Origin of the sequence: Gracilibacillus alcaliphilus (assembly GCF_016909015.1) — a bacterium.
Classification (GTDB): Bacteria; Bacillota; Bacilli; order Bacillales; family Amphibacillaceae; genus Gracilibacillus; species Gracilibacillus alcaliphilus.
Genome location: NZ_JAFBFA010000021.1, coordinates 47,849 through 62,147, shown reverse-complemented (window position 1 = coordinate 62,147; position 14,299 = coordinate 47,849). Strand labels below are relative to the sequence as shown.

Here is a 14,299-nt window from a genome sequence, read left to right as displayed (position 1 = left end):
TTACTTACCTTCCACTTCTTGACGCAATTGCTCATAAATCTCTGACGGAATATCTATTTCAAGCTGTTTAGCTAATGTACGATTTTGCTCTGCCTTTGCAATAGTTTGTAGATCCCTGGAAACATAAGCCCCCCGCCCGTTCTTCTTACCAGTTGGATCGACAAATATTTCGCCTTCTTTCGTTTTCACGACGCGAATCAAATCCTTTTTGGGGAACATTTCTTGTGTAACGACACACTTTCTTAAAGGTACTTTTCGTTTTTTTGTCATGCTAATGCCTCCCTTACTTGAACAGATCCTCATCTTCATCTTCATATGATGTCTCAAAATCTAGACTATCTTCATATTGTAAGGTTTCTTGATCTTGCTTTATTTCTGTTTCGCTAATCAAGCCTTCTTCTTTCGCTTCTGTTTCACTCTTAATATCTATTTTCCAACCAGTTAATTTGGCAGCTAAACGGGCATTCTGACCACGCTTACCAATTGCTAAGGATAGCTGATAATCTGGCACGATAACAGTCGTTGCCTTTTCTTCTTCATCTACTAACACACGAATTACCTTAGATGGGCTTAATGCATTGGAGACGTATTCCACCGGATCTTCTGACCATTCCACAATATCGATCTTCTCTCCGTGCAGTTCATCCACAATTGTTTGTACTCGTTGTCCCTTTTGACCGACACAAGACCCGACTGCATCTACCTCTGGATCATCCGCATGAACAGAGATCTTGGAACGATCACCAGCTTCGCGGGCAACAGATTTCACTTCAACGGTTCCATCATAAATCTCTGGAACTTCCATTTCAAATAAACGTTTTAATAACCCCGGATGTGTTCTTGACACAAAAATACTCGGTCCTTTATTTGTGTTCTCTACCTTGGTGACATATACCTTGATACGATCATGAATATTATAAGTTTCTCCAGCAATACACTCTGCTTCTGGCAGTTTGGCTTCTAACTTACCTAGATTGACATAGACAAACCGGCCATCCATACGCTGAATAGTTCCATTCATAATGTCTTCTTCGCGATCGATATATTCATTATAGATAATACCGCGTTCTGCTTCACGCACCCTTTGTGTCACTACTTGCTTGGCTGCCTGTGCAGCAATTCTTCCAAAGTCTCGTGGCGTAACTTCAATCTCCACTACGTCACCTACTTCATATGCAGGGCTAATTTGATGCGCTTCTTCCAATGATATCTGCTGTTGGTGATCTTCCACTTCTTCAACAATGTCTTTCTGTGCAAATACTCTCATTGTACCTGACTCTTCCTTTAAGTCCACCCTTACATTGGTTGCAGATTTAAAATTCTTCTTGTACGCTGAGATTAAGGCTGCTTCTAACGCTTCAATTAGAATATTCTTGTCGATTCCTTTTTCCTTTTCTAAATAATTAATCGCCTCGAACAACTCTTTGTTCAACAATATCTCCCCCTTTTTATTACAGAATAACAGCCAATCGTGCTTTTGCAATCTTGGCTAATGGAATGTCTACTTCTTTTTGCCTTGTCTTATCTTGATATCGAATGGTAACTGTATCATCCTTCAAAGCAAGTAAATCGCCTGTAAACTCTTTTTGCTTGGCAATCGGTTCATATACTTTAATATATACATGTTTGCCAATGTTCTTTTCAAAGTCTTCCTTCTTCTTCAACGGTCTTTCCACACCTGGTGAGGATACCTCCAAAAAATAAGCCTCTTTGATCGGATCTTCTTCATCTAATATGGCGCTTAACTTCTCAGAGACTTGGCCACATTCTTCAATGTCTACGCCACCATTTTTATCGATATATACTCGTAAAAACCAATTTGATCCTTCTTTTTCATAGACAACATCCACAAGCTCTAGGGCAAATTCATCTACAATTGGTTGTACTAACTGCTTTACTGTTTGTGCTACTTCTGCCATATGGAAACCTCCTTTTCCTTCATTAACAAACTGTTTCTATACTAGTTATCATCATCTCCAGCATTTTCCATTCTCTCACATGGAACTTAGATAGACCGATATTTATCAAGCAGTATCAGGTCAGACAATATATATCCAACTATCAAGAAATAGAATGATAAATCCCTTGCCAAGGTGGCAAGGGATGATAAGAAACCCTATATCGTTCATTCATTGCTGGCTATAAAGAAAGAGTGGCAAGCCACTCTTGTACCAAGCAAAATCAAGTCTATATAAAATATAGCATAAAGCTGTTATGAACGCAAGACTTATCATGGTTAATTCGACTAGAACAAGGATAACTGGTTCTTCTCTTCCATTCCGTCTAAACATCCATGCTGCTCTAAGTACTCTAACACCGTCTTAGAAATCCTGCTGCGCTCACGCAAGTCCTCTTTAGAAAGAAATTCACCATCTTCACGTGTCTTTACAATACTAATAGCTGCATTGGTACCCAAACCGTCTATGGCATTAAAGGGTGGGATCAAGCTATCTCCATCCACGAGAAACTCTGTAGCAGATGAACGGTAAAGATCAACTTTCTTAAAGGAAAAACCACGTTCATTCATTTCCAGCGCTAATTCTAATACAGTAAGTAAACTTTTTTCTTTTGGTGAGGCGTCATTGCCTTTTTCATTAATTTCTTTAATTCGTTTACGAATAGCCTCTGAGCCTTTGATCATCGTATCCAGATCAAAATCATCCGCCCTGACTGTGAAGTAAGCAGCATAGAACAGGATTGGATGGTGCACTTTAAAATATGCAATCCGAATCGCCATTAATACATAAGCGGCGGCATGTGCCTTCGGGAACATATACTTGATCTTTAAACAAGACTCAATATACCATCCTGGCACATCATGCTTATTCATCTCTTCGATCCATTCCGGTTGGAGTCCTTTTCCTTTTCGGACGGATTCCATAATTTTAAATGCCATGGAGGATTCTAATCCTTTATGCATGAGATACACCATAATATCGTCTCGACAACCAATTACTTCTGGTAAAGTACATGTACCGTTATTGATCAGTTCTTGAGCATTTCCCAACCATACATCGGTTCCGTGACTTAATCCTGAGATAATTACCAGTTCGGCAAATGTCTTTGGTTTGGTATCCTCTAACATCTGTCGTACAAATCGCGTTCCAAATTCCGGTACACCTAATGTACCAGTTTTACACATGATTTGCTCTGGAGTGACTCCTAGTACTTCCGGTCCTGAGAAGATCTTCATTACTTCCGGATCTCCTGCTGGTATAGTTTGTGGGTCTAACCCGCTCAAATCTTGAAGCATCCGAATAACGGTCGGATCATCGTGTCCAAGGATATCAAGTTTCAGTAAATTATCATGGATCGAATGAAAATCAAAATGGGTCGTTCGCCATTCCGAATTACGGTCATCAGCAGGGTACTGGATTGGTGTAAAATCATATATCTCTTTATCATCCGGAACCACAATAATACCTCCTGGGTGCTGTCCTGTCGTCCGTTTGGCACCGGTACAGCCTTTCACTAAGCGATCGACTTCCGCCTGTTTGATCGTCATTTCCTTATCACTTGCATACCCTTTGACATAACCATAGGCTGTCTTTTCTGCAACGGTACCAATGGTACCTGCTCGATAAACCTTATCTTCTCCAAACAGTATCTTCGTATAGTTGTGGGCAGTAGGCTGATATTCACCAGAAAAGTTAAGATCGATATCGGGAACCTTATCCCCTTTAAACCCTAAAAAGGTTTCAAAAGGAATATCTTGTCCATCTTTTTTCATATTGGTTTGGCAAGATGGACAGACCTTATCTGGCAAGTCAAAGCCACTACCAACAGAACCATCATTAAAAAACTCACTGTGCTTACAGGATGGACAGACATAATGCGGCGGCAGCGGGTTCACCTCGGTAATTTCGGTGAACGTCGCAATCAGCGACGAACCCACCGATCCACGGGAACCAACCAGATAGCCATCATCTAATGATTTCTTCACCAATTTCTGTGAAATTAGATAAATAACCGCAAAACCGTGACCAATAATACTCTTTAATTCCTTTTCGATACGCTTTTCAACAATTTCAGGCAGCGGATCACCATAGACAGATTTCGCAAAGTTATAGCTTAATTCCCTGATTTCTTCCTCTGCTCCATCAATATTAGGCGTATATAAGTCTTCTTTTACTGGTTTGACCTCTTCGATTTGATCTGCTAATTGATTTGGATTAGTAATAACGATCTCTTCCGCCTTTTCTTCTCCTAAAAAAGAGAAAGCCTCCATCATTTCATCTGTCGTTCGGAAATAGGTGCTTGGCAGTGTTTGACGGTTGAGCGGATTCGCATTTTGAGAAGAAATCAAAATCTGCCGATAAATCTTATCATTATCTTCTAAGTGGTGAACATTACTTGTCGCTACACATGGTTTGTTTAGATCTTCTGCTAGCTGAACAATATTACGCAAGACATCTAATAATTGTGCCTCGTTCTGCACCAATTCCCTGTCAAAAAGATGAACAAAGTTACTTGGCGGCTGCACCTCAATAAAGTCATAAAATTCGGCAACCTTTTCGGCCTGCTCCTTCGATTTCTGCATCATAGTTTCAAAGACTTCACCTTGATCACATGCTGTGCCAACTAGGATGCCATTGCGATACTGCTGTAATTTCGAGCGCGGAATTCGCGGAACTCGATAGAAATAATCAATATGGGATAGTGACACTAATTTGTATAGATTTTTTAATCCTTCTTCATCTGTTGCCAACAAAGTTGCATGGAATGGCCGTGATCGCTGATAGGCATTTCCTTCACCCATATGGCGATTAAATTGATTGTGATTCACAATATCTCGTTCTAATGATAGTTTAATGAATTTCCATAGTAAATATCCCGTTGCCTCGGCATCATAGATGGCACGGTGGTGTTGTGTCAGTTCAATATCTAGCTTCTTACATAATGTGTTGAGCCGGTGGTTTTTCAATTCTGGAAATAACAGCCTTGCTAACTCCAATGTGTCAATTACAGGATTGGACGCTTCTTCTAAATCAATCCGCTTAAAACCTGTATTTAAGAAGCCCATATCAAAGCTGGCGTTATGTGCTACCAAAATAGCATCGCCCATCCATTCATGGAATTCTTTTAAGACATCATCTACCTCTGGAGCATCCTTTACCATATCATCCGTAATACCTGTTAGATTTATCGTCGTATCAGACAAAGGATGATGAGGATTGGCAAAAGATTCATAGCGATCAATAATTTCTCCATTACATAATTTAACTGCTGCCAACTCAATGATCGTATCATAAATAGCAGATAGTCCTGTTGTTTCCACGTCAAATACAACATAGGTATCGTCAGCTAATACACGGTCTGCTTCGTTGTAGGCAATTGGTACCCCGTCATCGACTAGATTGGCTTCCACACCGTACAGCACTTTGACACCATGTTTCTTTCCGGCGGCAAAGGCTTCTGGATAGGCCTGAGCCACAGCATGATCGGTAATGGCAATCGCCTGATGCCCCCATTTAGCGGCCTGTTCAATTAACTTAGAAGCAGAGACAACCGAATCCATTTGACTCATTAAGGTATGGGTATGTAATTCCACTCGTTTCTTGTCGTTATACCCCTTGTCTTCACGTGTAACAGAAGAAACCTGCTGGATATCCCTGGCCATCATTGTTAATTCATGGGTAAAATTATCGGTTTGAACTACACCCTGAGCCTTGACCCACATTCCTTCTTTTAACTGATTAAACTTTTCCACATCTTGATCGCCTTTGGAAAACATTTTGATTTGAAAAGAATCCGTATAATCCGTTACTTTTAACATTAACAAATGTCTACCAGAACGTAATTCTCTGATTTCCACATCAAATAATAAACCTTGAAAGACAACGCTCTTCTCTTCCTCTGTCACAGATTCCATTGGAACCGGGGCTTCCTTAATCGCATAGCCAAGCTGAACTGGACCGCTTGGTTTATCTTCATTAGCTGCCTCTTTTGCCCGTTTCACTTGCTGTTTAAATGCCTCTTCTACCTTCTTACGGTCTTCTTCTGCTTTTGCTTGTTGAAACTTCTCCAGTTCTTCCTGTTCAGCAGAAACCTGTAAGTCGATGGTGTATTTACCGATTCCGACTTTTTCACAAAAATGATCGAGGGTTTGCTGTAAGTCTTTTTTCCAGTTTGCTTCAATTTCATTGCTTACAGTTAACATAATGTTTTTATCGTTAATTAATGGTTTCTTTTTCTCAAAGCTACGGTATTTAGGTGAATGTCGTGTCAGCTCGGACAAAAATATCTGCCAATATTTAAATTGTTCTTGTTCATCGAGTTCCTGAGATTCTGTTTCAATTGTCCATGATACCTTGGCTATCGATGAGAAGGTTTCTGTAAGCTTCAAAATAAATAACTGATATATATCTGCTGGAATTGACTCGGCGAGACGAAAATGAAAGCACCATTGTTGATTGGACTTAAAAACTTCTAATTTCCGAATATAGGCCTTTTGAAAATACCTGTTTTTCATATCATCTGCTATGCCAATCTGCTTCATTAATAATTGAAACTTTTCCTCACCAGAGATACTCATATACAAGCTCCTTTACTTTATGGTCGATTACTATTTTAACATAATAATTATAGGTTAAGAAAATCTAGTATAGTCTCCTTGTCACACCACTTTTCTTCCCCCATAAAAATACATCCCTTGCCTGTATCGTGCAGACAAGGGATGTGTTATCTATGACAGCAGTTCTTTTAGCTTATCTTGTAACTCTGAGATATGGACGTCGAATTGTTCGCCGCTTTCTCTCAGCTTACATTCAACATATCCCTCAGAAGCTGCTTTTCCAACAGTGATTCGAACAGGCAAGCCAATCAAATCACTATCTTTAAACTTTAAGCCTGGACGTTCTTGACGATCATCATAAAGAACAGAAATGTTTGCTTCTTGCAGCTCAACATAAATTTGTTCTGCTAATGCTGATTGTTCTTCTTTTTTAGGATTCACCGCAATTAAATGGGTCAAATAAGGTGCTACTTCCATCGGCCAAATAATCCCATCTTCATCATGGTGTTGCTCTACAATGGCTGCGACAGTACGTGAAATACCGATTCCATAACAGCCCATAGTCATGATTTCTTGTTTTCCTTGTTCATTCAGATATTGTGCGCCCAGCTTCTCTGCATAGAATTGACCGAGTTTAAAGACTTGTCCTACTTCAATTCCTTTGGCAAATTGGATCGTTCCTTTACCATCTGGTGATGGATCTCCTTCTTTGATAAAACATAAATCATAATACCCGTCTACGTGGAAATCGCGATCTGCATTGGCATTAAGGTAATGTTTATCTGTTTGATTTGCTCCGCAATACAGATTACGCATAGCTGCTATCGCATGGTCAGCAACCACTTCGATTCCTTCTGGCACGTTCACAGGGCCAATAGAACCTACCTCTGCCTGCAATAGCTCTTTTGTCTCCTCCACACTGGCCAATTCCACCTCTTTTGCACCTAAGGCATGACGCAATTTAATATCGTTAATATCGCGGTCACCCCGTGCTAATACTAAGACAAAACGCTCATCCACCTTGAATAGCAAAGATTTCACACCTTGCTCTAAAGGAAGCTGCAAAAATGCAGACACTTCCACCATTGTTTTTTGTCCTGGTGTATCAATTAGTTCTAATTCTTTTAAAGGCTCCTCACTTGGTGGATAGGTAATGTTCACTTCAGCCATTTCAATATTAGCAGCAAAATCAGACTGATCGGAATAAGCAATCGTATCTTCGCCTACTTCTGATAAGGCCATAAACTCATGGGTATCTTTTCCACCCATTGCACCAGAGTCAGCAATAACTGGTCTGAAATTAAGATTACAGCGGGTGAATATCTTTGTATAGGCTTGATACATATTTTCATAGGCTTCATCCAAGCTTTCTGCTGTAGCATGGAAGGAATAACCGTCCTTCATAATAAATTCTCTTCCTCTAAGCAAGCCAAATCGTGGACGCTGTTCATCACGAAACTTGGTTTGAATTTGATAAATACTTAACGGCAGGCGTTTATAACTTTTTACTTCATCGGCAATCAAGGTAGTAATAACTTCTTCATGGGTAGGGCCTAAAGCAAATTCCCGGTCATGACGGTCATGCAATCGCATTAATTCACCACCCATTTTATACCATCGTCCGGTTTTCTTCCATAGCTCCGCGGCTTGTAAGGCAGGCATTAGCATTTCTGCCACACCAGCTTTATCCATTTCTTCCCGGACAATTGCTTCTACCTTTTGTAATACTTTATTTCCTAACGGGAGAAAACTATATACACCAGAAGCTGTCTGTCTAATATATCCGGCCCTCAATAATAGTTGATGACTTTTAATATCTGCGTCAGCTGGTATTTCTTTAAGTGTTGGTATTAATGTTTGACTATGTCTCATCTTCTATTCTCACCTCATTCATTGAATCCAATGCTATTTATGATGTTGTACCTAAGGAAAGCAGTATGCCAATGTTTACCACAGTTGCACTCGGTTTATTACGATACTAGCGGCCCGTTAACATCTCGCTTAAAAACCAGCATCAGCGGGAGCAATCCCACTGATGAATATTTCAATTTAATTACACATTTATAAAAACAAACGCTGTATATCATTCCAAGTAACAATCAGCATTAAAATCATCAATAATGCAAAACCGATAAAATGGACTACGCCTTCTTTCTGTGGATCAATTGGTTTCCTGCGAATGGCTTCTAAACCTACGAACATAAGTCTTCCACCGTCTAACGCAGGTAGCGGTAAAAGGTTAATAATACCTAGATTCACGCTTAATACTGCTGTCCATGTCATAAAGTTTAAAAAACCAGTTTTTACTACTTGATCAGTAGCATCATAAATTCCAACTGGGCCTGAAAGTACGTCGATCGAGAATTGTCCTGTAATTAACTTACCTAAATTGGTTAGAATTAATGTTGACCAGGTGTATGTCTCTTCCAGACTATAAGGAATTGACCGAACAAAGGATTTCTCTAATGCCGGTGTCACCCCGACCTGACCAAGCGATTGATCTGGCATTTCAATAAGAGCAGGTGTTACTTCGATCTCCATCATTTCATCTCCACGAGTTACTTCCATGTTTAAGGCCTTATTTGGATTGACCTCTACAATAGAACGGAAATCATCCCATTTCTCAATGGCTTGCCCATCGATGGCTGTGATCTTATCACCAGGTTCAAAACCTGCTTCCTCAGCTGGGCTGTTTTCCGCAATCGATCCAACCGTGGCATCCGCAACCGGAATCCCTTGAATATTCGCCAAAATCAGAAAAAGAACAATCGATAATAGGAAATTCATTAAAGGTCCTGCGAATAATTGCAAGCCCCTTTGTCCCACTGTTTTAGAAGCAAACTGACGATTATAAGGAGCTATTTGTGTGGCCTTCTCATCCATAATAAAGTCGGCTTTATCGTTTACACGAAAAGAATACTTTTCTTCATCATTGACTTCATAGCCCTCAATCCTTAATTCATGGTCTAAATCAATGTGCTCTACTTCTATCACAAATGCCTCTGGATGTTTGGCTTTATTATTGACAATAATTTGGCTGACTTCACCTTCATCATTGAAATTTAAGCCAATATGCTGACCAGGCTTAAGTTCAACAATTTCAGGGTCCTCACCTGCTACCCTTACATAGCCGCCCATTGGCAGCAACCGGATCGTATATAAAGTTTCATTCTTTACTGTTGCAAATACCTTTGGACCAAATCCAATGGCAAACTCTCTTACAAGCATGCCTGTCTTTTTGGCAACATAAAAGTGGCCAAACTCATGGACGGTTACTAATAGACCGAACATCAAAATAAAGGCTATTACCGTTGTCAATCAAAAGCACTCCCTTTCTATTATCTCGTGCTATTCATACTTATCATATATTTGCACACGTGTTTCTTGATCAATAGCTTGTATTGTCTCTAAACCTGGATTTACTATAACTTGATGAGCACCCATCGCCTGCTCAATAATTTCTTCGATTTCTAAAAATGTTATTTTTTCTTGTAAAAACAGATCTACAGCAGCTTCGTTAGCCGCATTTAAGACCGTTGGTAAAGAACCACCTTGCTTCCCAGCTTGGTAGGCATATGCTAAACAAGGAAACCGCTCTTGATCCATTTCGGAAAAGTGTAAAGTGCTTATTTCTGCAAGATTTAAACTCTTGGAGGAAGCGAGTGGTAATCGGTTAGGGTAGGATAGTGCATATTGAATTGGCACACGCATATCAGGTGTCCCTAACTGTGCGAGTATGCTTTTATCAGTATATTCAACCATGGAATGGATAATACTTTCTTTATGCTGAAGCACCTCAATTTGTTCATATGGAATTTGAAACAGCCAATGAGCCTCAATTACTTCTAAGCCCTTATTCATCATCGTGGCAGAATCAATTGTTATCTTGGCACCCATGCTCCAGTTTGGATGATTCAGTGCATCAGAAACACTCACTCCTTGCAATTGTTCTCTGGTTTTATCGCGGAAACTGCCCCCTGATGCCGTCAAAATCAACTTATCGATATCTCGATGGGACTCTCCATTTAACGATTGAAAAATAGCAGAGTGCTCACTATCCACAGGCAGTAATTGTACATTATGTTTTTTCGCAGCTTCCATGACTAAGTGCCCTGCTGTTACTAACGTTTCCTTGTTAGCTATAGCAATCCGTTTCTGATGTTCAATTGCAGTAAGTGTCGCTGTAAGTCCTACACTTCCCATTACCGCATTAACAACAATGTCTGTGTTTGGATCTGCACAGACTTGCTCTAATCCTTCTGTACCGATCAGGACCTTGGATGAATCGATATATGGTGTTAATTGTTGTTTAATAGGCAAATCCTGTGTAACTACGATCTCTGGAGAAAACTCACGAATAATCCTAGCCGCTTGTTCTATATTTTTTCCAAATGCAAAGCTATATAATCTAAATTCATGTTTATGTTCTCTTAATACATCCAAGGTTTGCATACCAATCGAACCCGTTGCACCTAGTAAAGTAATATTTTTCATTATAATAACTCCCCAATTTTAACGCTAAATTCACTTGCAATACGTGTCTATCCAATAAAATGAATAAAATGCAGCAAAGGAAAGACAAACAGCCAGCTGTCAAACCTATCTAAAATACCGCCATGCCCGGGTAACAGCTTACCGGAATCTTTCACATCGAATTGACGCTTAATTGCAGATTCCACTAAATCCCCTATTTGTGCACCGGCTGAGGCAATGATCGTTACAATAATTACGATCCAAACAGAATGGCTGACAGGATAGAACAAATGAAAAATAACCGCCACAACAGTTGCTAACAAAATACCGCCTAGTGCCCCCTCAATCGTCTTATTGGGACTGATTAACGGCCATAATTTATGCTTGCCAAATGCCCTGCCAAAGAAATAAGCACCCGTATCTGTCGAAAGTATAACTAGAATAGCATAAAAAATATAGACTAGTCCATTATCAACCTCACGTGTCTGGATAAAATAATAGAAACCAAATCCAACATAAATACAAGCTAAAAGAAGGAAGCCACCATCTTCAAATGTGAATTTATTTTTTACCAATACCGTATAGGCCAACAATACAAGTACAAAAAACATTAGCAACTCCATTCGGGAGGCGAAAAACAGGTAGTCACTCTGAAATAGTAAGGCCCATAACAACAACACACCTAACGCCGTCGGAATAGGGTATTTCGTCATTTTTCTCATATGTAATAATTCTAAAAAGCCGATAGTTGCAATAATATACATAATAACTTGAAAAGGCAGTCCGCCAAAAAATACAAAAGGGAAGAAAAATAGTATTGCAATGATAGCTGTGATAATTCTTATTTTCATATTCGCCATTCACACCTTATATCCCGCCAAACCGACGTTTTCTTTGTTGAAAATCTTGTATCGCTTTCCCAAACTCTTCTGGTCCAAAATCCGGCCATAACGTTTCTGTAAACCATAGCTCGGAATAGGCAGATTGCCATAAAAGAAAGTTACTCAGCCTCACTTCCCCACTTGTCCGTATCAAAAGGTCTGGGTCTTGATAATTTTTCGTATATAAATGCTTGCTCAATGTTTCTTCTGTAATATCATTGATACTATATTTACCTTCTTGTACCTCCTGGTATATCTCCTTAATCGAGTGGAGCATTTCGCCCCTGCTGCCGTAGTTAATTGCAATATTAAGGATTAATCCCGTGTTATTAGCCGTCTGGTCCTTCGCTCGCAAAATGGCCGCCCGCGTATTTTTCGGAAGACGTTCAATTTCACCGATTGTTTCAATGCGGACATTTTCTTCAATTAACTCTGGTAAATAATGCTGAAGAAAATCGATTGGCAGTTTCATTATATATTCTACCTCTGAGGTAGGTCTCTTCCAGTTTTCCGTAGAAAAGGCGTAGAGTGTTAATATATGTATCCCCATATGATTAGCAGCCTTCACTACCCGTTTCACGTTGTCCATCCCTTCACGGTGGCCTGCAATGCGCGGAAGTCCGCGTTTTTGCGCCCATCTTCCATTACCGTCCATAATAATTGCCACGTGTTCGGGTACATTGATCTCCGCTGACAATAATTGTTCTTTTTCTCTTATTTTCTTAAAAGGAAGCTTAAACAAATGCATACATGTTCCTCCATTATAACAAAGCCATTCTTTCCTTAGCTAGTATATTCATATATAAGTGGAAAAACCCTCTTCTTGGCAAGAGGGCTTCTACACTTATCATTTATTCTACCTTGTTTTTGCTTAAACTTCCATAATTTCTTGTTCTTTTTCTTTAGTTAATTGATCAATTTTCTTGATGTAGTTATCTGTTTCATTCTGAACATCCTCTTGATAAGCCCGCAAATCGTCTTCTGTTAAGTCGCCTGCTTTCTCATCTTTCTTTAATTGATCATTGGCGTCACGTCGAATATTACGAATTTGCACCTTAGATTCTTCGGCATATTTTCCAACTACTTTCACCAGTTCTTTACGACGTTCTTCCGTTAATGGCGGAATACTGATGCGGAGGACATTCCCGTCATTAGAAGGTGTCAAACCTAGATCAGCCTTTTGGATTGCTTTCTCCATATCAGAGATAGAGGATTTATCAAATGGTGTAATGACTAATAAACGTGCCTCTGGTACTGAAATAGAAGCCAGTTGATTCAATGGTGTAAGAGCACCATAGTATTCTACTTGTACACCGTCTAACAAGGCCGGATTAGCTCGTCCTGCTCGTACAGTAGCCAGGTTCTTAGAGTACGCCTTTGTTGCTTGTTCCATCTTCTCACGCGTTTCTTTCATTAACTGTTCAGACATGTTTAGCTCCCCTTTATAATAGTTCCTATATTTTCACCCATTACCGCTTTTTTGATATTGCCATTCTCTGAAATAGAGAATACGAGTAATGGAATATTATTATCCATACATAAGGATGAAGCAGTAGAATCCATCACACCAAGTCCTTCATTCAGAATGTCTAAGTAAGACAATTGATCATATTTTTCTGCTTCTGTATGAACCTTAGGATCTGCTGTGTAAACTCCATCTACATTATTTTTCGCCATCAAAATCACATCAGCTTCAATTTCAGCCGCTCGTAAGGCTGCTGTTGTATCTGTCGAAAAATAAGGATTCCCAGTTCCTGCTGCAAAAATAACCACGCGTTTCTTTTCTAAATGACGGATTGCCTTACGTCTAATATAAGGTTCTGCCACCTGTCTCATTTCGATAGATGTTTGTACACGTGTTGGGATTCCAACATTCTCTAAGCTGTCTTGTAATGCTAATGAGTTCATCACTGTCGCCAACATGCCCATATAGTCGGCATTAGCCCGATCCATCCCCATTTCACTACCAACTTTACCTCTCCAGATATTACCGCCTCCAACAACAACGGCTACCTCTACTCCCAGTTCTACTATATCTTTTACTTGTTGTGCTACAGATTGAATGATGGATGGCTCCAAACCAAAGCCCTGTTCTCCACTTAGTGCTTCCCCACTTAACTTAAGCACAATTCTTTTATAGTTAGCGATAGTCATAATTACCTCCATGTATGTAAATAATATAAGAGTGAGACTCCTGTTCGTCCCACTGAGGATCTGCCAATTTATCAGAATGACAAGCGTTTGTTATCCCTCATCCTGCTTATAAAAGCTGGTGAGATTATACATACGGCCAGCACTGTGATAAAGCAATGTAAATCACCAGCGAAAGGTAATTATACATTTTTTTGTCCCATCTTATTATGCTACAAAAACTAAATCTTTTCAAACAAAAGGGACACGATGTGCCCCTCTTGTTAAAAAAGTAAAGAAG

At 39.7% G+C, this 14,299-nt stretch carries 11 protein-coding genes; all 11 read right to left on the bottom strand.

Going from position 1 to position 14,299, the window contains the following annotated elements:
* The 11 genes from rnpM to pyrH all read right to left on the bottom strand — a co-directional run bounded on the left by rnpM (window position 1) and on the right by pyrH (window position 14,022).
* Window positions 1-270 carry an RNase P modulator RnpM gene (rnpM, locus tag JOD18_RS14895; protein WP_204669938.1) on the bottom strand — a complete coding sequence of 90 codons (270 nt, stop codon included), beginning with the start codon at window positions 268-270 and terminating at the stop codon, window positions 1-3.
* Window positions 271-283: 13 nt separating this feature from the next.
* On the bottom strand, window positions 284-1,432 hold the full coding sequence (gene nusA / locus JOD18_RS14890; RefSeq protein WP_204669937.1) for a transcription termination factor NusA: 1,149 nt from the start codon (window positions 1,430-1,432) through the stop codon (window positions 284-286).
* A 19-nt stretch (window positions 1,433-1,451) separates the two neighbouring features.
* Window positions 1,452-1,919, bottom strand: a complete 468-nt coding sequence (gene rimP, locus JOD18_RS14885) for a ribosome maturation factor RimP (protein ID WP_204669936.1) — start codon at window positions 1,917-1,919, stop codon at window positions 1,452-1,454.
* A gap of 326 nt (window positions 1,920-2,245) precedes the next feature.
* Window positions 2,246-6,535, bottom strand: coding sequence for a PolC-type DNA polymerase III (locus JOD18_RS14880; RefSeq protein WP_204669935.1), 4,290 nt, complete (start codon window positions 6,533-6,535; stop codon window positions 2,246-2,248).
* A 150-nt stretch (window positions 6,536-6,685) separates the two neighbouring features.
* Complete coding sequence (locus tag JOD18_RS14875) at window positions 6,686-8,386, bottom strand: proline--tRNA ligase (RefSeq protein ID WP_204669934.1); 1,701 nt, start codon at window positions 8,384-8,386, stop codon at window positions 6,686-6,688.
* A 189-nt stretch (window positions 8,387-8,575) separates the two neighbouring features.
* Entirely contained in the window at window positions 8,576-9,832 is a 1,257-nt protein-coding gene (rseP, locus tag JOD18_RS14870; protein ID WP_204669933.1) for an RIP metalloprotease RseP, read from the bottom strand.
* Window positions 9,833-9,862: 30 nt separating this feature from the next.
* Window positions 9,863-11,008 (bottom strand): 1-deoxy-D-xylulose-5-phosphate reductoisomerase, encoded by a 1,146-nt coding sequence (locus JOD18_RS14865; protein ID WP_204669932.1) that lies wholly within the window; start codon window positions 11,006-11,008, stop codon window positions 9,863-9,865.
* Between the two features lie 47 nt (window positions 11,009-11,055).
* Complete coding sequence (locus tag JOD18_RS14860; RefSeq protein ID WP_204669931.1) at window positions 11,056-11,838, bottom strand: phosphatidate cytidylyltransferase; 783 nt, start codon at window positions 11,836-11,838, stop codon at window positions 11,056-11,058.
* 16 nt (window positions 11,839-11,854) lie between these two features.
* Entirely contained in the window at window positions 11,855-12,616 is a 762-nt protein-coding gene (locus JOD18_RS14855) for an isoprenyl transferase (RefSeq protein WP_204669930.1), read from the bottom strand.
* A gap of 123 nt (window positions 12,617-12,739) precedes the next feature.
* Complete coding sequence (gene frr / locus JOD18_RS14850; protein WP_204669929.1) at window positions 12,740-13,297, bottom strand: ribosome recycling factor; 558 nt, start codon at window positions 13,295-13,297, stop codon at window positions 12,740-12,742.
* Window positions 13,298-13,299: 2 nt separating this feature from the next.
* Window positions 13,300-14,022, bottom strand: a complete 723-nt coding sequence (pyrH, locus tag JOD18_RS14845; protein WP_204669928.1) for a UMP kinase — start codon at window positions 14,020-14,022, stop codon at window positions 13,300-13,302.
* Between the last annotated feature and the right edge of the window lie 277 nt (window positions 14,023-14,299).